Source organism: Allobaileyella intestinalis (genome assembly GCF_009695865.1).
Classification (GTDB): Bacteria; Bacillota; Clostridia; order Peptostreptococcales; family Anaerovoracaceae; genus Allobaileyella; species Allobaileyella intestinalis.
This window is the reverse complement of record NZ_VUNB01000003.1, coordinates 69,805-92,069: the sequence shown is the minus strand read 5'-3', so window position 1 is coordinate 92,069 and position 22,265 is coordinate 69,805. Positions and strand designations below refer to the sequence as shown.

The following is a 22,265-nucleotide window of genomic DNA, read 5'->3' as shown; positions in this document are numbered from 1 at the left end:
AGCATCCATCATCAGGGACACCTGGAAAACGCAGAATATCGTTAAGAGCTGGGGAACCCGGCCTTACAGGGCTGCGTTCAGAGCCTCAACCAGCTGATCAGCATCGATGCCGTGTACGGCACTTGCCTGCTCGATGCTCTCTCCCTGGGATGCAGGGCAGCCAATGCACATCATGCCATTCTCAAAAAAAGTTCTTACCAGCTCAGGGTTCTCGTTGATAACATCGCTGATAATCATGTCCTTAGTAATCTTCTTATCCATTGTATCCTCTCCTTCTGTGATCATTTATATAACAGCCCGGGTCTCTGCGACGGTGAAGCGAGGCGGAATGCCGAATCACAAGCGCTTTCCGGTCTGTTGTTTTCATCCCTGCCAATTTAACATCATTCTCCTATTTTTTCAATAGGAATTATGAATAAATTAAAATCCTACCTCTTCACAAGGAATTCACAATTCAGTTGTTTACAATCAATTACCTCAAAGGTATAATTGATGAGAAAATTTTGGATACAAATAAAACATAACGCAGGAGGCATGGAGCGTCCGGGAGCCTGTCCCCTGCTTACAAGGGTGGCTCAGGCCAACAGGGACAACGGAGACCAACAGAGGACAAAGAGATGATACCCGGAGCAAGGAGTTGAAATGCTGGAATTCAGAGATATAAAACTGGAAGACAGAAATGAAGTACAGACGCTGATCTGTGCCAGTGGCTGTCACGGAGCAGATTACAGTTTTGCCAATTTGTATATATGGAGAAAGATATATAAGCCGAAGGTAGCATTCATGGGTACCAGAATGATTCTGGACCTGGGCAGACCCGGCTTTTTTGCATATCCAAAGGGAGACGGAGACCCTCGTCCTTCCATTGAAGCCATGAGAGAAGAAGCTCATCGTGCCGGGGCAAAGCTTATGATGAGAGGTCTTACACCAAAAACACTGGAAGAGCTGAAGGAATATTACGGCGAGGACGCATTCATTATCTCAGAAGACAGAGATAATGCAGATTATATCTATACTACAGAGAAGCTCAGATACCTGAAGGGCAGGAAACTGTCGTCCAAGAGGAATCATCTGAAGCATTTTGAGAAAAACGGCCCTTGGCACTATGACCCGGTAACCAGCGAAAACCTGGAAACCGCCCGGGCATTCGTGGAGGAATTTTACAAGGAAAAGGATGATCCAGACCTGGCCGCCGAAGCTGTTGCCATCAACGAGATGTTCAACAACTACGACGCCCTTGGATTCATGGGAGGCCTGCTGTACCAGAACGATCAGGCAGTTGCCTTCACGGCGGGAACAAGGCTGGACCAGTCAACGGTGGACGTTCATTTCGAAAAAGCGCTGCCAGGTGTTGATGGAGCTTATACCATGATCAACAAGTGTTTCGTGAACATGGTTGCAGAAGAAGATCCGGACATTATGTATTTCAACAGAGAAGAGGACATGGGACTGCCAGGCCTGAGAAAGGCCAAGGAAAGTTACCATCCGGACGTGCTCCTGATGAAGTACTACGCAGAGGAAAAGTAGTTTTTTAGTGGAGACTTTGTCTCCATTCCCGGCGGAAACATTTTGAAGATGAGGTGAAAGCATGATCAGGGAACTTTCGGGAAAAGAATATTCGGAATTTGCAAGATTGTGGAAAAAAGCCTTCGGAGACGATGAGGAAGTTATCAGCCGGCTTTTTCAGGTGCTGGGCGACAATGTCCGGGCGTATATCCTGGAGTTCAACAGCATCGCCGCTGAGCTGACCCAGTTTGACATGGGGGGTGTGGTCATGCCCCTTTACGAAACAGAAAATAACCAGGAACTCACCATTCCTGCGCTTATTTCCTACGCCATATGTACAGATCCTTCAGAAAGAGGAAAGGGCTACGGCTCTCAGATAACAACCTATGCCAGCGGCCTGGCAGCTGAAGAGGGAAAAGCTTCAATGCTCTGCCCTGCCGAGCCGGGACTTGTGAATTTCTATGAGCCTCTTGGATACAAAAGTCTATTCCTGGTCAGGGAAAAAGCAGTTCACAGGAAGAAGGTTTCCGGCATTAAGCTGGAGCACCTCACTCCCCGTAAGTACGGAGAAATTCGGGAAAAATACCTGGAGGGAACTGTTCATTTCCGGCTGTCAGATGATATCCTGAAATACATAGGCTCAGAAGGCACGGACATGTACAGGATTCTTGCAGATGGAAAAGAAGAGGCAATCTGCGCGGCCTACACGGAGATGAGAGCTACTCCCGAGGACAGCGGAAGCGACGAAGGAAATATTTTCACCGGACCGGAAAAAGTCCTGGTGATGGAGGAAATAATACTGTCTCCTGATGGAGAACCTCAGGATGGAGATTCCCTGGTTACAGACAAACTTAGTTCGGCGGCAGCAAATATCCTGGACTGCCAGATCTGTCAGTACAGAACTCCGGTCATCAATGAAGCAGGCAGAAGAGAACCTTCAGAAGAGGTTGAAGTACAGGCGATGATCGCATTCCCTGATGAAAATTCAGAGAAGCAGTTTAAAGAAGCTTCAGCGAAAAGCAGGTTTGTGCCTTACTTCGGATTCCCTCTCGACTGAAATACTGCCGGCATGTTTCAACATGCCGGTTTTTTTAAATAAACTTATTATCAAATCTCTTATCCTGCCCTTATTTAACCATGGCAACCCGGAAATCACTGTCCAGATATTTAAAACCGTACTTGCGGCAGATCTTGTCCAGAGGGGTGTCAGCGATTACATACACTTTGCTGCCCTTCGTCCTGTGAACAAGGAGATAATCATTTATTTCGTGCAGGACCTGATGAATCAGGTTCTTTCTGGCATAGCGGGGATCTACCATAAGATCGCATATCAGGTAGATCAGGGCGCCGTCTCCTACTACTCTTCCAAATGCCATAAGCTGGTTTTTATCAAAAATGCCCACTGTAAGCTGGCTGTTCATTATTGCCTTGGTGGCGGCGGCAGCCTTCTTCGGCTCGTTGCCGCTGCGTATCTGAAGGCTCACAAAATCCCTTGGCAAGATCCTGTTAATCCTTGTTTCCATGAAATAACTCCTTTATATGTTAAGACCGGAGGGCCTGCCCCTGAGGGTGTGGAAAGGATGGCCCCTCATGAAGGCGCGGACCCGGTTCCTGATTTTTACTACCGGAAAAATTATACAATACAGCCGTGATGTTTGTATGTGAATTTTTTCGTGACAATTGCCGGTTTCTTACGATACATGGCGATTCTTCAATGAAGGGATGTTCTTTTGTAGTGCTGTAAAATACAGGCTATGATATAATCACATGGTGTGCGGACGCCTCCGCATACGGCAGAAAGATTTTGAAAGCTTAATGTTTCAGGTACTGCCGGTCAGACTGCCGGCAGCGGGAAAGGAAATGGCATGAGTGATTTTGAATTCGATCTTGTGATCATCGGTGCAGGTCCAGGAGGCTATGAGGCTGCTTTTGATGCTGCAGCCAGCGGTATGAGGACTGCGGTTATGGAGAAGGACAAGGTAGGCGGAACCTGCCTTAACAGAGGTTGTATTCCAACAAAGGCGATTATGCATTCATCTGACATATACAGAGATGCTAATGCCGGTGCGGCTTTCGGCGTAGATGTGACTGGCCTCAGTGCAGATCTTGACAGGATTATCGCCAGGAAAAACCAGGTTGTGGAGACTCTTCAGAACGGAATTCTGTCACGGTTCAAAAAGGATAAAATCACTCTTCTTCAGGGTACAGCTCAGGTGAAGGACGGCCACACAGTGGCCTTTTCTCCCAACGAGGATGGCCAGGAGTCCCGTGACGTCACTGCAAAGTACATTATGGTGGCTACAGGCTCTCATCCTTTTGTTCCGCCAATTCCTGGGGTGGATCTGCCTGGAGTTATGACCAGCGATGATCTGCTGGATATTTCTGGTCCTGTTCCCGAGGAAATGGTTATCATCGGCGGCGGCGTCATCGGCATCGAGTTCGCTACAGTTTTCTTCGACCTTGGAACTAAGATCACCATAATCGAAGCCCTTGACGGCCTGATCCCTACAATGGACAAGGAACTGGGCCGCAGCCTGAAGATGAACCTCAAGAAGAAGGGCATCGACGTGCATACAGGTGCAGCCGTAACTTCTTTTACAAAGGACGGAGACAAGATTGCCGTTGCATACAAAGAGAAGGAAAAAGATTTTGTAGTTCCTGCTGACGTTGTTCTCGTGTCTACCGGCAGAAGGTCTACAACAGCAGGTGTGTTCTCCGATGATTTCCTGGCATCACATCCTGACTTCCTTACACAGAGAGGCCAGATTGTTGTTGATCAGAATTACCAGACTGCTGAACCTGGCATTTACGCTATCGGCGATGCCATCGGTGGAATAATGCTGGCTCACACGGCTACAGCTGAGGGAAGAAACGCTGTTGCTGCCATGAACGGCAAGAAAGGTGAGATTCGCATGGAGCCTGTTCCAAGCGTTATTTACACCAGCCCTGAGATCGCCCAGGTTGGACTTACCCAGGACGAGGCAAAGGAAAAGGGCATCAAGGTCAAGACCAGGAAGTTCCCTATGTCCGCCAACGGCAAAACTGTCATCGAGGACCTGGACAGAGGATATATCAAGCTGGTTTCCAGTGAAGAGGACGACACTCTCCTTGGTGCACAGCTTATGTGCGGAAGAGCTTCAGATATTATTGCAGAACTGGCAGTTGCCATCGGAAACGGCCTGAAAGTTGCCGACGTGGCTAACGTAATCCACCCTCACCCATCCTTCGTGGAAGCGGTGATGGATACAGCCAGGCTGTAGCAGATGTGAAAACAGAAAAGATGGATAAAGTTATTAAGGAGGGGTGGCAGTTTCGCCACCCCCCTGTTTTTTTTTAGAGGGACGGTCGGGTGGAACAAATTCCATGGTACAGGAAAAAACATCTATATCATGGAACCCGCCTTCAATCCTCCCATCCAGCTGCACCATTACCCGGTCCAGCTTATCCGCCTGCTCGCTGTCAGTTGACAGCCGGTTCCCTACTCCATCTGTCCGCAGATTGCATCCAATATGTCTGCAGCAATTTCCACCTGCTGCTGGTTCAGGTCTGCAGGCAGGTGATCCTTCAGCTCTTCCAGAGAGCTGCGGGTGTAGTTGCGTCCTGCCAGGAGCCCTTCAAGCTCCGGGAAAACAGTTGTGTCCAGGGAGTCGGAGTAAAGCCGGGCCTCCTGAATGGTCTCTCCCTTCATGCTAAGCTGGGCGTTGATGTTCCCCCAGCTCCGGCGCTCATCCAGCTCCACATCAAAAGGAATGCGCCGGCCGTAACGCCACTCCTCAGAAGAGTATTTTTTTACAAGCTCCGCCAGGGCCGGATCCGTGTCTGGATTAAGAGCCGGACGGGAGTCCGGGGTGCCGCCGTAAACATTCGCAAAGGATTTTATCAGGCTGTGGCACAGCATGTCCTTGTTAATATCCGTCCGGTAGGTGCTGAGGTTGGTTACCCGGGAGCGGACGGACTGAACGCCGTGGGACTTCAGCTTGGCCTTGGACACCTGCAGGTAATTGGACAGATCGTCGAAGTTCACATCCATCATCAAAGTGCCGTGGTGGTAGCAGCGGCCGTGGCTGCTGTAGTATGCGTGGCCGGAAAATTTTGCCCCGTCAATGGTAAGGTCGTTCCGCCCGGTAACCTCAGCGTGAATGCCCAGGTCTTCCACTGCCTGGAGGATCACCTGGTTCTGCTTAGGGACGCTGTAAAGATCCTGAGGGGCGATTATTGTAAAATTAAGGTTTCCCAGGTCGTGGTACACGGCGCCGCCTCCGGAAAGGCGGCGGGCCAGGTGGGCGCCGTTCTCCTCCATTGCCTCCACCTTACATTCCCGCCACGGGTTCTGGTTCTTGCCGATTACAACTGTATTGGCGTTTTGCCACAGATACAGGATCACCTCATCAGGTCCCCCGTTCATGGTCAGCAGTTCCTCTGCAGCCAGGTTTACATATGGGTTTGTGCAGTCCGTAATGATAGTAGTAAGTTTCATATAATCTTTATCCTTTTATAAACACATTTATAAAAACCCGGGATCCGAGGTTTTCAGATCCCGGGGCAACACCTCGAAATATTATGGAATCCTGTTAATCCGCTTTATTCCGCTTTTTCCTGGGAAAAGTCGTACTTCAGAATCGGATGTCTGGCGGCTCCTACTTCATCCAGTCTCTTGATCGGGGTGGTAACAGGAGATGCTGCCACTGCCGCAGGAGAATCGATGATCTTCTTGTAGATGGCTCTGAATGCCTCGATGGCATTGTCCAGAACTTCTCTGCTCTCTGTCTCAGTAGGCTCAACCATCAGGGCCTCGTCTACGATGAGAGGGAAGTACATCGTCGGTGGATGGATGCCAAAGTCCAGAAGAGCCTTGGCAACGTCAAGAGCGCTGACGTTCTTCTCTTTGTGGATGCTTTCCAGGCTCATTACGAACTCGTGCATGCAGGTTGTGTCGTAAGCTACCGGATAGAGATCCTTCAGCTTTTCCTGCATGTAGTTGGCGTTGAGAACCGCGTTCTTTGCCAGCTCAGGAACTCCGTCGGATCCATTGGTAAGAAGGAATGTAAGGGCTCTTACCATTACCAGGAAGTTTCCGTAGAAACCTGTTACGCAGCCGATGCTGTTCTCGGCCTGTGTATATTCTCCGTTAACCACTCTCTTTCCTGGGAGGAACTGTGCCAGGAAGTCTTTGCAGCCACATGGACCGCTTCCCGGACCGCCGCCGCCGTGAGGAGTGGAGAAAGTCTTGTGGAGATTCAGGTGGATAACATCGAATCCGATATCTCCAGGACGAACGATGCCGATAACCGCATTCAGGTTGGCACCGTCGTAGTAGCAGAGACCGCCGGCTTCGTGAACGAGACGGGTGATCTCCAGGATGTTTTCGTCGAAAAGACCTACTGTATTAGGGTTTGTCAGCATCAGACCTGCTGTCTGAGGTCCCAGGTGAGCCTTCAGGTCATCCAGGTCGATCATTCCCTTTTCGTTGGATTTGATTACTACTACATCGTAGCCTGCCATTGCAGCACTGGCTGGGTTTGTGCCGTGGGCGGAGTCAGGGATGATAATCTCCTTTCTGCCCTCGTCTCCTCTGCTTTTGTGATAAGCCTTGATGAGAAGGAGTCCTGTGAACTCACCTTGTGCACCGGCTGCAGGCTGGAATGTCATGTCGTCCATTCCTGTAATCTCGCAGAGGGTTTTTCTCAGAGTGTCTACCACCTCTGTGCAGCCCTTTACAGTATCTGCAGGCTGGAGAGGATGGATTCTGGTAAATCCAGGAAGAGAAGCCATAACCTCGTTGATTCTAGGGTTGTGCTTCATGGTGCAGGAGCCCAGAGGATAGAATCCGTCATTTACACCTCTTGAAGCTCTTGCCAGCTTTGTATAATGTCTGCCCAGCTCGTTTTCAGAAATCTCAGGCAGGTTAGGAGCCTTTTCTCTCAGAGGAGATTCAGGCAGTTTAACCTCAACGTCACATTCAGGGAAAATATCCTGTCCCCTGCCTGGAACGCTTCTTTCAAAAATCAGTTTCATGCCCCGAACACCTCCTTTGCTGTAGCTGCCACTTCGTCCATATCCTCCTTAGTGCAGAGCTCAGTGGTGCACCAGAGAATTCTGTTTCCATCAAGAGGCAGTCCTCCAAGGATGTCCTTTTCCTCAAGGGCGGCCAGCAATTTCTCAGAATCAGGACATTCAGTTACAAATTCGTGGAAGAACTCACCGCCGTAGGTCAGCTTCAATCCGGCCTTTTCCAGCTCTGATGCCAGGTAGTGAGCCTTTGAAGTGCAAAGTGTGGCAGCCTGCTTCAGGCCCTTTGGACCTACAGTTGCCAGGTAGACGGAAGCCTTCAGCGCACAAAGGGCCTGGTTGGAGCAGACATTGCTGCTTGCCTTCTCTCTTCTGATGTGCTGCTCTCTGGCCTGGAGAGTTAGCACAAATCCTCTTTCACCCTGAGAGTCGGTGGTTTCACCAACCAGACGGCCCACGATTTTTCTCATGTTCTTCTTGGTTGTGGCAAGAATGCCCAGGTAAGGTCCGCCGTAAGCAAGACCAAGTCCCAGAGGCTGTCCTTCGCCGCATACGATGTCAGCGCCGATTTCTCCAGGAGTCTTGAGAACACCAAGAGCTATAGGGTTGACGCTCATGATAAGCTGAGCCTTTGCGCCGTGAACAATAGATGCAATCTGATCAGCATCCTCTATGATTCCGTTAAAGTTAGGATACTGCATGAGGAAGCAGGCAGCAGAAGAATCTGCGTCAATCATTTCCTTCAGCGCATTCAGGTCAGTAGCGCCGTCTGCTTCAGGAACCAGAACAACCTTGGTGTTTCTTCCGAAGGAATATGTTCCGATAACCTCTCTTACTCTGTGGTCCACAGATTCGGAAACATATACAGTTGTCCGCTTTCTGTCCAGTGTCATGGCACATGCTTCTGCAGCGGCGGAAGCTCCGTCGTACAGAGATGCGTTGGAAACGTCCATGCCTGTCAGCTCGCAGATCATGGTCTGGTATTCAAAGATGGACTGGAGAATGCCCTGGCTTATCTCTGCCTGGTAAGGCGTATATGCAGTCAGGAACTCTTCCTTATCACCTATGGCATTGACAGTAGCAGGAACATAGTGGTTATAAGCACCGGCGCCGCGGAAAATCTTTCCGAAAACTTTGTTCTTCTCGGCCATGCCGCTTACAATGGAAGAAACCTGAACTTCGGACTTCCCTTCAGGGAAATTCAGAGAACCCTTGATTTTTGCCTGATCCGGAATGCCCTTGAAAAGATCGTCAAAATCTTTATATCCGATGTCGTGGAGCATGCGCAGCTGCTCTTCTTTAGTATTGGGAATGTATGTGCCCAATTTCGACCTCCTTATCATTGAAAATTCTTCCTAAGGAAAAATGTCACTGGAGAGGCGGACCCGGGGGGCCCGTCCTCCGGCCGGGAGCTAAGCTTCCTCTTTTACAAACTTGTCGTACTCGTCAGCGTCCAGCAGCTCCTCAGTGTCTTCAACGTCTGTAACCTTTACAAACCAGGCACCATATGGATCCTCGTTAATCTTCTCAGGGGAATCCAGCAGCTCTTCGTTAATCTCAGTTACTTTTCCGGAAACAGGAGAGATAATATCGGAAACAGCCTTTACAGACTCAACGTCTCCAAGAGCTTCACCAGCAGTAAGCTCGTCCTCAACTTCCGGCAGGTTTACAAATACAAGGTCACCCAGGCTGTCCTGAGCATAATCTGTAATGCCGATAATCACATCATCGCCGTCATAGTGTACCCACTCGTGAGATTTGGAATACTTCAGTTCCTTTGGATCATACATTGCTTTAGTCTCCTTTGATAATTTTATTAATATTTCCAGCAGCCCGGCCCGGAGAACCGGACCAGGGCCGCATTGAAAACAAACTGATATCTTATATTCTGTCTAAGGTGCTGCCTGCCCCTATTTCTCTCTCTTGTAGAATGGCAGTTTAACCTGCTCAGCATCGATCATTCTTCCTCTGACCTCAACCTGTACAGGTGCACCGATCTCTCTGTCAGCAGAATTTACGATAGCCATTGCATAAGATCCGCCCAGATAAGGAAGGAAGGTGCCGGAGGTGGTGTGGCCGATAACCTTGCCGTCTCTGTAAACGTCGCAGTGCTCTCTTACGACGCCTCTGCCAGTTACCTTAATTCCCACTCTTCTTCTTGCCAGAGGCTGATCTGCTACCAGGGCTTCTTTGCCGATGAAGTTGTCCTTATCCAGCTTTACGGCAAATCCCAGGCCTGCAGTCTTAGGGGATACGGTATCGTCCATGTCGTTTCCGTAAAGAGGCATGGCTGCTTCCATTCTCAGGGTGTCTCTTGAACCAAGACCGCAAGGGAGAATGCCGAATTCCTCGCCGGCTGCCATAATCTTTTCCCACAGTGCAGGAGCGTTTGAAGCTGCGGAGTAGATCTCAAAACCATCTTCTCCTGTGTATCCTGTTCTGGATACTACGCAGTCAATGCCCCCAACCTTGCCGTTGAAAATCGCGGTGTAATACACCTCAGGGATGGAGTCCTTATCTGCCAGCTTTGCAAGTACTTCAGGAGCTTTAGGTCCCTGGAGAGCCAGCTGGCACCAGTTGTCGCTGTCGTTCTCCAGCTTTACGTCGCAACCTTCAGGTACGTGGTCGCACATCCACTGGAAGTCTTTGTCTGTGTTGGCCGCATTAACAACTACGAAGTAGTCGTTGTCAGCTCTCTTGTAAACGATCAGGTCATCTACTGTTCCGCCCTGCTCGTTGCACATAGGACTGTAACGGGCCTGCCAGTCCTTCATATCTGTGAAGTCGTTGGTCAGGACGTAGTTCAGGTACTTCAGGCTGTCCGGTCCGGAAACCAGAATCTCTCCCATATGGGATACATCGAAGAGACCAACAGCAGTTCTTACTGCCATGTGCTCCTTCTTGATGCCGGCCTCGTACTGAACTGGAAGAATGAATCCGCCGAATGGGACCATCTTTCCGCCGTACTTCACATGAGTTTCGTAAAGTGGTGTTTTCTTCTCCATTTTCCATGCCTCCATTGTTCGCGTAGAAATACAAGGGAATTTTATCACAGGGGTATGGGAGCGTCAACGAATGAAAGGGGCTGTAAGCCACTGTTTTCAGGAGAAATTGAGTTATCTTGTTAACAAGCAAAAACTAGAAAGGAAGGTCTCTTATGAAGCGTATAAGTGGATTGATATTGTAAAGATAGCCTGCAAGATATGAATTGTTCAGGCTTTCGTTGATGCTGTGAAGATTTTCCGGCATCAGCACGCCTGCCAGAGGGAACATCAAGGCCAGGAAAAGAAAAACCAGAATGACGCCTTTGACTGCGCCCAGGAGCATGCCTACAGAGGAATCCACCCTGCCGATAACAGTCTTTGTCTTTCTTTTTTTGGCCATTTTGTGTATCAGAAAAGCAGCTGCCAGCCACGTAGCTCCTACGATGAGGAGAAATGCGGTAACGTTTAGAATGGCATTTGTAAAATGAAGGGTGTCCTGAGATGGTTCTGTGACTCCCAGTGAGGTTATTATGCCGCCGATGAAATCCGGCACGTACTGGCTGATGTCAAAGGTGCCGGAGGCTGTCATTTCAGTCAGATGGTTGTTGATGTCCGTGCTGAAGGGAGTGGACATGAGAATTTCGGCCACGTCCTTTGTAAAAGCCACGCCAAGAACAAGGGCAGCTGTCCAGGCCAGCAGTTTAATGATGGTCTGGGCGAAGCCCCGGCGCCTGCCCCGGACTGTGGATATGATGAAAATAGAAACTACAATTATATCTAACGCCATGAGTAATCCTTTTTTTCTAAGTAAAACTGAAGTTGGTTTTATCATAGGAGACGGAATAATTCAAGATGAGAAAGACGCTGAAGCTGCTGAACAGATGGAAATGTATTCAATTGACGTGAATATCCAATTGTATACCGTCCATTCTTGAAAACCCTTTTGAGAGTGCTATAATCATAACGGACTCGGTTTGAACTGCATGACTATATTGTGGTTCGCTGTTGGAGGGTCCCGGAAATGGATCCATTTCCGAATATTGTTGTTGTTCCGGATTGCCGGGGCAAAAGAGTTGATCTATTTGAACATGGAGGACATGAAAGATGGATACTGGAAAGCTCAGCAGAATCGTGGAGAAAATGAAGGAACAGGATATGTACCAGATGGTCATCACTGATCCTACAGCTATTTTCTATCTGGTTGGAAAGTGGATTCTGCCAGGTGAGAGAATGCACGCTCTCTACATCAACGTTGACGGAGATAATCACTTCGTAATCAATAAGCTGTTCCCACAGGAAGAGGACCTGGGAGCTCCTATTACTTATTATGATGACACTGATGACGGTGTAGAGGTTCTGGCTCAGTACGTTAACAAGGACAAGGTCATCGGAGTTGACAAGAACTGGCCTGCACATTTCCTGCTGAGACTTCAGGAGCTGGGTGCTGGAAGCAAGTTTGTAAACGGATCAAAGATCGTTGACAAGGTTCGTCAGATTAAGGATGAGCACGAGGCTCAGCTGATGAGAGAGTCTGCTGCCAAGATCGATGAGGTTATGGACAAGCTGATTCCATGGGTAGCAAAGGGACTTACAGAAAGAGAACTGAATGCTAAGTGCCTTGAGATCTGTGAAGAAGTTGGATTCTCCGGACCATCTTTCGACCCTATTACAGCATATGCAAAGGGCGCTGCTGATCCACATCACATTACTGATGATTCAAAGGGCAAGCACGGCGACTGCGTAATCCTGGACATCGGCGGAATGTGGAAGAACTACGCTTCAGATATTACAAGAACTGTATTTATCGGTGAGGTAAGCGAGCGTCAGAAGGAAATCTACAACATCGTTCTGGAAGCAAACAAGAGAGGTATTGCTGCTGCAAAGCCAGGCGCTAAGATGAGCGACGTTGACAAGGCAGGAAGAGACTACATCGCTTCCAAGGGATATGGCCAGTACTTCACACACAGACTGGGACATTCCATCGGAATGGAGGACCACGAAGTTGGTGACGTTTCCCTGACAAACGACGAGATCATCGAAGTTGGTCAGTGCTTCTCCGTTGAGCCTGGTATCTACCTGACAGACGAGGGAATCGGTGTAAGAATCGAGGATATCGTTCATATTACAGAGGACGGATGCGAAGTTCTGAACCACTATCCTAAGGATGACATTATCGTTGTTCCTGACGGAGAGTAGTAACAGATTTGAACACTGAATACTGGAAATAATCTGATGCCGGAAGCAGCTCAGGCTGCTCCCGGTATATTATCAAAAGCGATGGTTTAATATTTAACATTTTTTTACAGGAGGCAATGACATGGCTAAGATAACAGAAGGCTACATGCCATTTCTTGGATACAAGACATACTACAGAATCGTAGGTGAGAGGAAGGATAACGGAAAGGCTCCTCTGATCTGTCTTCACGGCGGACCTGGATCAACTCACAACTACTATGAGGTTCTGGACAATGTAGCAGATGACGATGATCGTCAGATCATCATGTATGACCAGATTGGATGCGGAAATTCATATCTGGACGGACATCCTGAACTGTGGACACAGGATACATGGCTGGATGAGCTGGAAGCTCTGAGAGAGTACCTGCACCTGGATGAGTGCCACATCATCGGTCAGTCCTGGGGCGGCATGATGCAGATTGCATATGCAATTGAGAGAGATCCAAAGGGCGTTAAGTCTTTCATCATCTCCAGCGGACATCCGTCAAGCAGCCTTTGGGAGAAGGAAGGCCTGAGAAGAATCAAGATGATGCCTCAGGATATGCAGGATGCTATTAATCACGCTCTGGAGACAGGGGACTTCACAGGCGAGGCATATGACAAGGCTGTTGCTGAGTACATGCACAGATACTGTGATTACTGGATCGGAGACAAGGCACCAGAGTGCTGCACCCGTCCTAAGAAGTCCGGCGGAGAGGCTTATCTGTATGGCTGGGGACCAAACGAGTTCGCACCAACTGGAACACTGAAAGACTTTGAGTACGTTGACAGACTGGGAGAAATCAAGATTCCTTCACTGATCTGCAGCGGAATTTCCGATCTGTGCTCACCTCTGGTAGCAAAGACCATGGCAGATGGAATTCCTGACTCCAAGTGGATTCTCTGGGAGAGATCAAGACACACATGCTTCGTAGACAGACATGATGATTACTGCAAGGTTCTCATTCCTTGGATGAACGAGCACGATAAGTAAGAACTCTTGGAAATCTGAATAACAGAAACCTGCCGGCCAGCAACTCGAAGTTGCTGGCCGGTTTTGTATTTTTGCAGCTGCGAAAAGATGGCTTGGAGGAGAACAGGAGAAACAGAATCACTGAACCATTTGAAATTGCTGTTTCCCTGTGATAGAATGTCACGGATATGGAATTGAATCAGAATAGCGAGGAAAATTGTTCCGGAATGCCAGAATATTCAGAGATGGATCTGATGTGGATGAAAGAAGCCATGGCAGAGGCAGATGCAGCCGCTTCTGAAGGAGAGGTTCCTGTGGGGGCTGTAATCGTAAGAGATGGAAGGCTGATCGCCAGAGGCCATAACCTGGTGGAAACATTAAAGTCTTCAGACGCCCATGCTGAAATGGTTGCAATCAGAAGAGCCGAGAAGGCTCTGGGAGCTAAGTGGCTTACGGGATGCAGCATGTATGTGACACTGGAGCCCTGCTCCATGTGTGCAGGGGCCATCGTTCTGGCAAGGCTTGATAAGCTGTTTATCGGAACAATGGATCCGAAGAATGGAGCGTGCGGTTCGCTGAGCAACATTCCCTGCGATCCGCGGCTTAACCATAGAGCAGAAGTGATCACCGGGCTTTATGCCGGAGAATGCTCGCAGCAGTTGAAAGATTTTTTTCGCCAGATGAGGCTTAAGAAGAATATATCTGAACCGGAGGATGATAAGTAATGAAGAAAAGAGGCCTGGCAGCAGTTGTGCTGGCACTGATAATGGTCATGATGTGCGGAGTATTTTCTTTCGCAGGAGATAATACGGGAGATCTTAAACTGGTTTCCTCTTACCCTGAAGACGGGCAGAAGAACACCTCTATTGAGAACGTTGGTGTGAAGCTGTTTTTCAGCAACACCATTAACAACCCGGAGACAGAGAAGCACAACAAGAACTGCGTGAAGATCGTAAACAGTGAAACAGGAAAGAAGATTCCAATCAAGGTTCTCACAAGCAGCGATACAGATGGAATGATGCTGGTTCTGGCAGACAGCACCAACAAGAAGCTGAAGCTTCAGTCAAACACAAAGTATGAACTGGTGATTTCTCCGGAGTTTTCCGATGACAACGGCAACAAGCTGGGCAAGAAAGAGACAATTTCTTTCACTACATTCAACCAGAAGATGAATACGCTGGTTAATACCATAATGATGATTGCTATGTTCGGCGGTATCACTGTGATCATGGTAAAGCAGCAGAAAGAACAGGCTGAAGAGAAGGCCCGTCAGCAGAATCCGGCAAGGTACAACAAGAAAGAGACCTTCAATCCTTACAAGGAAGCAAAGCGTACAGGCAAGTCTGTAGAGGAAGTTATCGAGGAAGAGAAGAAGCGGCAGGCCAAAGCCGAGAAGAAGGCAGCCCGGGAAGCCAAGAAGAAAGAGGCAGCACGGGAGAAGGTGGAAGCCAAGTACGAGATCAGCGATGTGCTGCCGTACGTATACAAAGTTAAGGAACCTCGTCCGATTTCCGCTGCAGGCGGCAAATACAAATCAGGAAGAGGAAGTTCCGGAAAGAAGAACAAGTAAGTGCAATAGGGTGCCTCATGGCACCCTATTTTTTGAAAGAAGGCATCAGATGAAGCTGAAGGCATATGGAAAAATCAACCTGTCCCTGGGAGTGACGGGCATGAGAGACAACGGATATCACGACATTTATTCGGTGATGCAGGACATAGACCTCCACGACAACATAGATATTAGATTTGTATACGAAAAACTGAATAATTTATGTTGCACAGTTGACGGAGTTGCTATAAAATTTTGTATGGATGATTGTACAATTCCGGCAGATGAGACAAATCTGGCTGTGCGGGGTGCCAGGGCTGTGCTGAGCAGGGCTGCTGATGATTACGGAGAAGCTTTGTTCAGTAATACAGTGCAGTTTCCTGAAGGAAAGCCTGCAGGCCTGATCATCTCCCTGGAGAAGAACCTTCCTTCAGCAGCAGGGCTGGCAGGAGGAACTGCAGACGGGGCGGTGACTATGCTGGCAGTGAACAGTCTCCTGGATAATCCATATAGTCTGAGGGAACTGATGGACATGGGGATTAGTATCGGATCTGATTTTCCATACTCCATTATGATGAATGCCTGCAGAAACAGTGGAGAACTTCAGGGCCTCCGGGGCATTGAAGAAGGAGGAAGGGCTGCTGTAGTCAGAGGAATAGGTGAATCTGTGGAGCCGTGTCCGCCGGTGCATACTTACGTGATATTGATGAATCCCGGTGTTGGAGTGTCTACCGCCCAGGTGTACAGAGGCCTTGATGAGATGAATATCAGGAGCGCCGGTGAGGAGGAACTTTATTCCAACATCATGGAGAGATATACGCTGAGTGTATGTTCAGAGGCAGCAGACCTGATGGAAGCCATGAAGAAGAACCTCAGTGCTGAACACGTGATGATGAGCGGCAGCGGACCATCCATTGCAGCCTGCTATACAGACAGAGAGAAGGCTGAAAAGGATTTTATATCTCTGGAGAATGCTGCATGGGTACATGACAGCTGGAAGAAATGGTTTGTGGAAAGCGGGAGGAGACAGATATGAACTTTGACTTACAGATTCAGAAACCTCTGAGAGAACTGGTATATGAAGAGCTTAAACACAAGATACTGACAGGCGAGATCGCTTCCCAGACCAGGCTGATGGAGATCGACTTGGCCGAGAAGATGAATGTCAGCAGGACACCTATCAGGGAAGCTATCAGGGAGCTGGCGGCAGACGGGCTTGTGACCATTGAACCAAGGCGCGGTGCCTATGTTTCCAGGATTTCTATTGATGATATGCTTGATGTTTTCGAGGTGAGGGAAAATCTGGAAGGATTTGCCGCATACCTGGCTGCTAAGAGAATCAATGAAGAGCAGAAGGTTAAACTGAAAGAGCTGATGGATCTTTACGAAGAGGCTATCAATAACGATGAGAAGAAGAACAGCGTTGAGAGAGACGAGAATCTTCACAAATTTATCGTTGAATGCGGCGGAAACAAGACGCTCCAGCAGATGGTCAATCACGTGCAGGAGCTTTCTTTGAGGTTCAGGTATCTCTATTACGATGATTTTTCACATTACAAGAAGATGCCGGCTCAGCACAGGCTTATTGTCGAAGCTATTGTCAGTGGCGATTGCGACAAAGCCCGTCTCGAATCTGAGGAGCATGTAAGGAAATTAAAACAGTATATATATGATCTCGATCGGGAGCTCAATGGCAATGAGCATTGAATGAGGTATTTATGAGAGCGTGGATTTTTTCCAAGCTCTCATTTTATATATTGAGCCCTCATCGGCTCTCGGCGCAGAGAACCGGTGAGGGTTTTGTGCGGTCTGAAAGGGGGAATGGTAACAGGTGAACAGGAGAACAGACAAAAAAGCGTATCTTGTGCTAAGTGACGGCAGCATTTTCAGGGGCTGGAGCTTCGGTGCTGAATGTGACAGTGTGGGTGAACTGGTATTTACCACAGGTATGGGAGGTTATGTGGAAACACTGACAGATCCCAGTTATTACGGGCAGATCATAATGCAGACTTTTCCTCTTATTGGAAACTACGGAATCATGGAAGAAGATTTTGAGGGAAAATGCTGCTGCAGCGGCTACGTGGTCAGAGAATACTGCGATACACCTTCAAATTTCAGATGTGACAAGGATCTGGATACATATCTGAAGGAACAGGGCGTGCCTGGTATTTACGGAATAGATACGAGAGAACTGACCCGGCTGATAAGAGAGAAAGGCACAATGAACGCCATAATCTGTTCAGAACCGCCGGAGGACCTGACCCTGGTCAGGGAGTATCAGGTGAGAAACGCTGTAAGATCTGTGACGTGTAGTGAGCCATATGTAATACCTGCAGAGGGAGAGGAAAAATACAACGTGACTCTGATAGACTACGGGGCCAAGAGAAACATAGCCAGAAAACTTTCCAGAAGAGGCTGCAAGGTAAAGGTGGTTCCAAGTACGACTACAGCAGCAGAAATTCTCAAGGAAAAACCAGACGGAATCATGCTGTCCAACGGCCCGGGAGATCCGGCGGAGAATAAGGACTGCGTAGGGGAGCTGAAGAAACTGGTGAGCAAAGTGCCCATATTCGGAATCTGCCTGGGCCATCAGCTTATGTGCCTGGCAATGGGCGGAAAAACATATAAATTAAAATACGGCCACAGAGGAGTCAACCAGCCTGCAACAGAGATAGTCGAAGGGAAGAAGGGCCGGACTTTTATTACCACACAGAACCACGGATATGCTGTAGATCCTGAAAGCCTTAAAGATACAGGAAGGCAGAGTTTTGTTAATTCCAACGACGGAACCTGCGAAGGAATGGAATACCCGGGACTATCCTGTTTCACTGTGCAGTTCCATCCAGAAGCCCACTCAGGTCCCCATGATACGGGCTTCCTGTTTGACAAGTTTATTGAGATGATGAAGGAGGAAAAGAATGCCTAGGGATAAAAGCATAAAAAAAGTTCTTGTAATCGGTTCAGGCCCTATCATCATCGGTCAGGCGGCAGAATTCGACTATGCAGGAGCCCAGGCCTGCAGAGTCCTGAAGGAAGAAGGAATAGACGTTGTTCTGGTTAACTCCAACCCGGCAACCATAATGACAGACAAGCACATGGCCGACGAGATCTACCTGGAACCCATGAACGTAGAGACCGTCAAGCGCATCATTGAGAAAGAAAAGCCGGACAGCATCCTGGCAGGTCTGGGAGGACAGACGGGACTTACTATTGCCATGGAGCTGTCCAGAGACAACTGGCTGGAGGAACACGGCGTAAGGCTCCTGGGCTCCGACATTAATGCAATAGACACGGCAGAAGACAGAGAACTTTTCCACGATATGATGGAAAAAATAGGGGAACCTGTGGTTCCCTCGGGAATAGCCCAGGATGTGGACACTGCCCTGAAAGTGGCAGGGAAGATCGGTTATCCGGTTATTGTCCGCCCGGCCTTTACCCTGGGAGGCACTGGCGGCGGAATAGCTGCAGACAGAGATGAGCTGGCGGTAATAGCAAGACAGGGCCTGGATCAGTCTCCAATCACTCAGATTCTTGTGGAAAAGTGCATCTCCGGTTGGAAGGAAATCGAGTTTGAGACCATGAGAGATTCCCTGGGCAATGTAATAGCCATCTGCTCCATGGAGAATTTTGACCCGGTGGGAATTCACACCGGCGATTCAATAGTAGTGGCACCTACCCTGACTCTGGCAGACAGAGAATATGAAATGCTAAGGTCATCTGCCCTGAAGATTATTTCATCCATAGGCATTGAGGGCGGCTGCAACTGCCAGTTCGCCCTGGATCCGGAGAGTTTTGAGTATGCAGTAATCGAAGTGAATCCAAGGGTTTCCAGGTCATCTGCCCTGGCGTCCAAGGCCACAGGCTATCCAATAGCCAAGATCACAACTAAGATCGCCCTGGGATATACTCTTGATGAAATCACCAATGACATTACAGGGAAAACCTGCGCCTGCTTTGAACCGGCCATAGACTACGTGGCTCTGAAGCTGCCAAAGTGGCCTTTCGACAAGTTTGCCGGCGTCAGCAGAGAGCTTGGAACAAAGATGAAGGCCACAGGAGAGGTCATGGCCATAGGCCACAGCTTTGAAGCAGCTCTGATGAAGGCTGTCAGGGGCGCTGAGATCAAGATCGACACTCTTGAAATGGATCAGCACACAGACAGGGACATCAGGGACAGGCTGAAAGATCAAGATGACAGAAGGCTGTTCACGATTTTCGAAGCCCTGAAATCCGGGGTGACTGTGGAAGAAATCCATGAAATCACGAAGATCGACAGATTTTTCCTGAACAAGATCCTCAATCTTGGAAATTTCCAGAAGGAGCTGGAATCCGCTGCTCCCAAGGGAAACCTGCCTGTGGATATATACAGAGAAGCCAAGAGGCTGGGATTCACCGATGAGGCAATAAAGAGGATTTCCGGGGCAAAAGAGGTTCCGGGCATGGAGTTCAGCTACAAAATGGTAGATACCTGCGGAGCGGAATTTGACGCAGAAACACCATATTTTTACTCTACCACAGATGAGCTCTGCGATTCCCGGCGGTTTAAGAGAAGCGGCAATCCTGTAATAATGGTTCTGGGTTCTGGCCCTATCAGAATCGGACAGGGCATCGAATTCGACTACTCCTCGGTTCACTGCGTCTGGACCTTGCGGGAGCTGGGCTACGAGGTGGTTATCGTAAACAACAACCCGGAGACAGTTTCCACTGACTACGACACTGCAGACAGACTTTATTTCGAGCCTCTCTGCCCTGAGGACGTAATGAACATAATAAAGGTGGAAAATCCGGTAGGCGTAGTTGTTGCCTTCGGAGGCCAGACTGCCATTAAGCTCACTCAGTATCTGGATGATCATGGTGTAAAAATTCTGGGAACTTCTGCGGAGTCCATCGACATTGCGGAGGACAGAGGCCGTTTCGACGTTCTTCTTGAAAAATTCGGCATCAGCAGACCTAAGGGCCTTAGCGTCACTTCTCTTGAGGGGGCTCTCGATGCGGCATCGCAGATCGGCTATCCAGTTCTCCTGAGACCTTCTTACGTAATCGGCGGACAGAACATGACAATTGCCGGAGACGAAGATGATGTGACAAAATACATGGAGAGAATCCTGGAAAACGACGCCAGCAACACTGTTCTGGTAGACAAGTACATGCCGGGAATAGAGCTGGAAGTTGATGTAATTTCCGACGGAAGCGATGTGCTGATTCCTGGAATCATGGAGCACATCGAGAAGGCCGGCATCCACTCAGGAGATTCCATAGCAGTTTATCCGCCGTACAATCTGACAGACAGACAGCTCAGGAGAATTGTGGACGTAAGCGAGAAGCTGGCCCTGGCTCTTGGAACCAAGGGGCTGGTAAACATCCAGTACCTTCTGTACAAAGGGGAGCTTTACGTAATAGAAGTGAACCCGAGGGCATCCAGAACCGTTCCGTATATTTCAAAGGTTGCAGGAGTTCCAATGGTAGACCTGGCTTCTCAGGTAATGCTGGGGGAAAAGCTGTACGACCTGGGCTATGGAACGGGACTCTACAGAACCCCGCCATATACCGCAGTTAAAGTCCCTGTTTTTTCCTTCGAGAAACTTACGGACGCCAACTCCATCCTGGGACCTGAGATGAAATCCACAGGAGAGGTACTGGGCCTTGGAAGGACTCTTAACGAAGCGCTGTACAAGGGGCTGACCGCTGCAGGATTCACCGTTCCTCACAGGAAAAACGGAGAAGACCAAGGTGTTATGATTTCTGTACAGAAAAGAGATTATCCGGAAATCCTTCCAATTGCCATGAAGCTGGACGGCCTGGGGATGAAGATTTATGCCACAAGAGGAACGGCTGAGGCCATTAGAAATGCAGGCATTGACGTGACGACGGTGAAGAAGGCCCAGGTAAACAACGACATCATCGATCTGATCGAAAGGGGAAAAACCAGCTATATTATTTTCACAGGTACGGAAAATGACGCCTCTCTCGGTGACTACACTGCCGTTCACAAGAGGGCCATGCAGCTGGGAGTTCCATGCCTTACCTCTGTGGACACGGCAAGGGCTCTGGTCAACATGATCGCATCAGGTTTCACCGCCGGAAATACGGAACTGGTGGACATTAACCACATGAGGGCAAGTCACAGGAACATCAGATTCACAAAGCTGAACAGCTGCGGCGATGACTATATCGTAATCAAGAATTTTGACGGCCGCATAGAAGGGCCTGAATCCCTGTGCGTAAGCCTGTGCGACAGGAGAAGATCTGTAGGCGGAAACGGAATAGTGCTCATTGAAAAATCCAGGGTGGCCGATGTGAAAATACGGGTTTTCAACAGAGATGGATCGGAAGGAGGCACCTTCGATAACGGCATCCGGTGCGGTGCAAAATACATATACGAAGAAGGTTTTGTGGGGAGAGACCGGGTAACCGTTGAAACTGTTGACGGAGTCCGGAATCTCAGGCTTTTCCTGAGAGACGGCAGGGTGAATTCCGTGTCCATTGAAGGAGCAGAGCCGGTCTTCGACGCAGCCGCAGTGCCTGTGATAACAAGAAAACCTAAGCTGGTGGACTCCCTGATTTCCATAGGCGGAAGAGAATACAGGGCAACCTGCCTGAGAGTGGGAAATCCTCACTGCGTGCTTTTCCTGGACCAGATCGACAACCTGGACATTGAAAAGATCGGAACTGAATTCGAGTATTCAGAGGCCTTCCCTCAGAAAATCAACACTGAATTTGTCCGGATAGTTGACAGACGCACCATGAGAATGAGAGTATGGGAGAGAGCAAACGGGGAAACCCTTTCCTGCGGCTCATCTGCCATTGCAGCTGTTGCAGCTGCCGTGGAACTAGGGTACTGCGACGGAGACAAGGACATTTTCGTGGAGTTCCCGGGAGGCGATATGGTGGTAAGCTGTCAGGACGGCAAATACACACTTAATGGAGAAGTGATGTTCTCCTTTGAAGGAAAGTTTGAGTATTAACGGCAAGTGGTCCGGCGGAATGGAGGACCACGAAACAGAGTAATCTCTAATGATTATGGGGG

19 protein-coding genes are annotated in these 22,265 nt (G+C 48.9%); 11 read left to right on the top strand and 8 right to left on the bottom strand.

Translation table 11 applies throughout. From position 1 onward, the window contains the following. Positions 1-63: 63 nt before the first annotated feature. On the bottom strand, positions 64-261 hold the full coding sequence (locus tag FYJ66_RS03875) for a DUF1858 domain-containing protein (RefSeq protein WP_154572204.1): 198 nt from the start codon (positions 259-261) through the stop codon (positions 64-66). A gap of 381 nt (positions 262-642) precedes the next feature. Between FYJ66_RS03875 and FYJ66_RS03870 the strand changes: the two genes are divergently transcribed. Then, positions 643-1,527 (top strand): DUF2156 domain-containing protein, encoded by an 885-nt coding sequence (locus FYJ66_RS03870; protein ID WP_154572203.1) that lies wholly within the window; start codon positions 643-645, stop codon positions 1,525-1,527. Positions 1,528-1,588: 61 nt separating this feature from the next. Continuing rightward, positions 1,589-2,563: a GNAT family N-acetyltransferase gene (locus tag FYJ66_RS03865; RefSeq protein WP_154572202.1), complete on the top strand. Its 975-nt coding sequence runs from the start codon at positions 1,589-1,591 to the stop codon at positions 2,561-2,563. Positions 2,564-2,633: 70 nt separating this feature from the next. On the opposite strand, the gene FYJ66_RS03860 is transcribed toward FYJ66_RS03865, so the two are convergent. Continuing rightward, positions 2,634-3,029 carry a GNAT family N-acetyltransferase gene (locus FYJ66_RS03860; protein WP_154572201.1) on the bottom strand — a complete coding sequence of 132 codons (396 nt, stop codon included), beginning with the start codon at positions 3,027-3,029 and terminating at the stop codon, positions 2,634-2,636. 342 nt (positions 3,030-3,371) lie between these two features. Here FYJ66_RS03860 and lpdA point away from each other — a divergent pair, with 342 nt between their 5' ends. Continuing rightward, entirely contained in the window at positions 3,372-4,766 is a 1,395-nt protein-coding gene (gene lpdA, locus FYJ66_RS03855) for a dihydrolipoyl dehydrogenase (RefSeq protein ID WP_154572200.1), read from the top strand. 218 nt (positions 4,767-4,984) lie between these two features. On the opposite strand, the gene FYJ66_RS03850 is transcribed toward lpdA, so the two are convergent. The 6 genes from FYJ66_RS03850 to FYJ66_RS03825 form a co-directional block, all read right to left on the bottom strand. Further along, positions 4,985-5,983, bottom strand: coding sequence for a lipoate--protein ligase (locus tag FYJ66_RS03850; RefSeq protein ID WP_154572199.1), 999 nt, complete (start codon positions 5,981-5,983; stop codon positions 4,985-4,987). Positions 5,984-6,087: 104 nt separating this feature from the next. Beyond that, positions 6,088-7,521, bottom strand: a complete 1,434-nt coding sequence (gene gcvPB, locus FYJ66_RS03845; RefSeq protein WP_154572198.1) for an aminomethyl-transferring glycine dehydrogenase subunit GcvPB — start codon at positions 7,519-7,521, stop codon at positions 6,088-6,090. Then, positions 7,518-8,840 carry an aminomethyl-transferring glycine dehydrogenase subunit GcvPA gene (gene gcvPA, locus FYJ66_RS03840; RefSeq protein WP_154572197.1) on the bottom strand — a complete coding sequence of 441 codons (1,323 nt, stop codon included), beginning with the start codon at positions 8,838-8,840 and terminating at the stop codon, positions 7,518-7,520. The genes gcvPB and gcvPA overlap by 4 nt, the downstream gene beginning before the upstream one ends. 87 nt (positions 8,841-8,927) lie before the next feature. After that, positions 8,928-9,305, bottom strand: a complete 378-nt coding sequence (gene gcvH, locus FYJ66_RS03835; protein WP_154572196.1) for a glycine cleavage system protein GcvH — start codon at positions 9,303-9,305, stop codon at positions 8,928-8,930. A 120-nt stretch (positions 9,306-9,425) separates the two neighbouring features. Beyond that, positions 9,426-10,520 (bottom strand): glycine cleavage system aminomethyltransferase GcvT, encoded by a 1,095-nt coding sequence (gene gcvT / locus FYJ66_RS03830; protein ID WP_154572195.1) that lies wholly within the window; start codon positions 10,518-10,520, stop codon positions 9,426-9,428. 133 nt (positions 10,521-10,653) lie between these two features. Beyond that, entirely contained in the window at positions 10,654-11,286 is a 633-nt protein-coding gene (locus FYJ66_RS03825) for a CvpA family protein (RefSeq protein ID WP_206156987.1), read from the bottom strand. A gap of 317 nt (positions 11,287-11,603) precedes the next feature. On the opposite strand from FYJ66_RS03825, the gene FYJ66_RS03820 reads away from it, so the two are divergent. The 8 genes from FYJ66_RS03820 (at position 11,604) to carB (ending at position 22,203) form a co-directional block, all read left to right on the top strand. Further along, on the top strand, positions 11,604-12,695 hold the full coding sequence (locus tag FYJ66_RS03820) for a M24 family metallopeptidase (protein ID WP_154572193.1): 1,092 nt from the start codon (positions 11,604-11,606) through the stop codon (positions 12,693-12,695). Between the two features lie 121 nt (positions 12,696-12,816). Then, positions 12,817-13,710 (top strand): proline iminopeptidase, encoded by an 894-nt coding sequence (pepI, locus tag FYJ66_RS03815; protein ID WP_154572192.1) that lies wholly within the window; start codon positions 12,817-12,819, stop codon positions 13,708-13,710. 206 nt (positions 13,711-13,916) lie between these two features. Continuing rightward, complete coding sequence (tadA, locus tag FYJ66_RS03810; protein ID WP_154572191.1) at positions 13,917-14,414, top strand: tRNA adenosine(34) deaminase TadA; 498 nt, start codon at positions 13,917-13,919, stop codon at positions 14,412-14,414. Next, complete coding sequence (locus FYJ66_RS03805; RefSeq protein ID WP_154572190.1) at positions 14,414-15,259, top strand: Ig-like domain-containing domain; 846 nt, start codon at positions 14,414-14,416, stop codon at positions 15,257-15,259. Before tadA ends, FYJ66_RS03805 begins: the two co-directional genes overlap by 1 nt. A 49-nt stretch (positions 15,260-15,308) precedes the next feature. Next, positions 15,309-16,274: a 4-(cytidine 5'-diphospho)-2-C-methyl-D-erythritol kinase gene (locus FYJ66_RS03800; protein WP_154572189.1), complete on the top strand. Its 966-nt coding sequence runs from the start codon at positions 15,309-15,311 to the stop codon at positions 16,272-16,274. Further along, positions 16,271-16,945: a GntR family transcriptional regulator gene (locus FYJ66_RS03795; RefSeq protein WP_206156986.1), complete on the top strand. Its 675-nt coding sequence runs from the start codon at positions 16,271-16,273 to the stop codon at positions 16,943-16,945. The genes FYJ66_RS03800 and FYJ66_RS03795 overlap by 4 nt, the downstream gene beginning before the upstream one ends. Before the next feature lie 124 nt (positions 16,946-17,069). After that, a complete protein-coding gene (gene carA / locus FYJ66_RS03790) occupies positions 17,070-18,164 on the top strand; it encodes a glutamine-hydrolyzing carbamoyl-phosphate synthase small subunit (RefSeq protein ID WP_277006144.1) in 1,095 nt (364 codons plus the stop codon). Continuing rightward, the gene (gene carB, locus FYJ66_RS03785; RefSeq protein ID WP_154572187.1) at positions 18,157-22,203 is read left to right on the top strand and encodes a carbamoyl-phosphate synthase large subunit; all 4,047 of its coding nucleotides are present in this window, start codon (positions 18,157-18,159) and stop codon (positions 22,201-22,203) included. Before carA ends, carB begins: the two co-directional genes overlap by 8 nt. Positions 22,204-22,265: the final 62 nt, after the last annotated feature.

Bases quoted from the DNA above. Each gene is read 5' to 3' on its own strand.
- gcvPB (WP_154572198.1), bottom strand. From the start codon at position 7,521: ATGAAACTGATTTTTGAAAGAAGCGTTCCAGGCAGGGGACAGGATATT.
- FYJ66_RS03850 (WP_154572199.1), bottom strand. From the start codon at position 5,983: ATGAAACTTACTACTATCATTACGGACTGCACAAACCCATATGTAAAC.
- FYJ66_RS03860 (WP_154572201.1), bottom strand. From the start codon at position 3,029: ATGGAAACAAGGATTAACAGGATCTTGCCAAGGGATTTTGTGAGCCTT.
- carB (WP_154572187.1), top strand. From the start codon at position 18,157: ATGCCTAGGGATAAAAGCATAAAAAAAGTTCTTGTAATCGGTTCAGGC.
- FYJ66_RS03805 (WP_154572190.1), top strand. From the start codon at position 14,414: ATGAAGAAAAGAGGCCTGGCAGCAGTTGTGCTGGCACTGATAATGGTC.
- FYJ66_RS03825 (WP_206156987.1), bottom strand. From the start codon at position 11,286: ATGGCGTTAGATATAATTGTAGTTTCTATTTTCATCATATCCACAGTC.
- tadA (WP_154572191.1), top strand. From the start codon at position 13,917: ATGCCAGAATATTCAGAGATGGATCTGATGTGGATGAAAGAAGCCATG.
- FYJ66_RS03875 (WP_154572204.1), bottom strand. From the start codon at position 261: ATGGATAAGAAGATTACTAAGGACATGATTATCAGCGATGTTATCAAC.
- FYJ66_RS03800 (WP_154572189.1), top strand. From the start codon at position 15,309: ATGAAGCTGAAGGCATATGGAAAAATCAACCTGTCCCTGGGAGTGACG.
- pepI (WP_154572192.1), top strand. From the start codon at position 12,817: ATGGCTAAGATAACAGAAGGCTACATGCCATTTCTTGGATACAAGACA.
- lpdA (WP_154572200.1), top strand. From the start codon at position 3,372: ATGAGTGATTTTGAATTCGATCTTGTGATCATCGGTGCAGGTCCAGGA.
- FYJ66_RS03870 (WP_154572203.1), top strand. From the start codon at position 643: ATGCTGGAATTCAGAGATATAAAACTGGAAGACAGAAATGAAGTACAG.
- gcvH (WP_154572196.1), bottom strand. From the start codon at position 9,305: ATGTATGATCCAAAGGAACTGAAGTATTCCAAATCTCACGAGTGGGTA.
- FYJ66_RS03820 (WP_154572193.1), top strand. From the start codon at position 11,604: ATGGATACTGGAAAGCTCAGCAGAATCGTGGAGAAAATGAAGGAACAG.
- gcvT (WP_154572195.1), bottom strand. From the start codon at position 10,520: ATGGAGAAGAAAACACCACTTTACGAAACTCATGTGAAGTACGGCGGA.
- FYJ66_RS03795 (WP_206156986.1), top strand. From the start codon at position 16,271: ATGAACTTTGACTTACAGATTCAGAAACCTCTGAGAGAACTGGTATAT.
- FYJ66_RS03865 (WP_154572202.1), top strand. From the start codon at position 1,589: ATGATCAGGGAACTTTCGGGAAAAGAATATTCGGAATTTGCAAGATTG.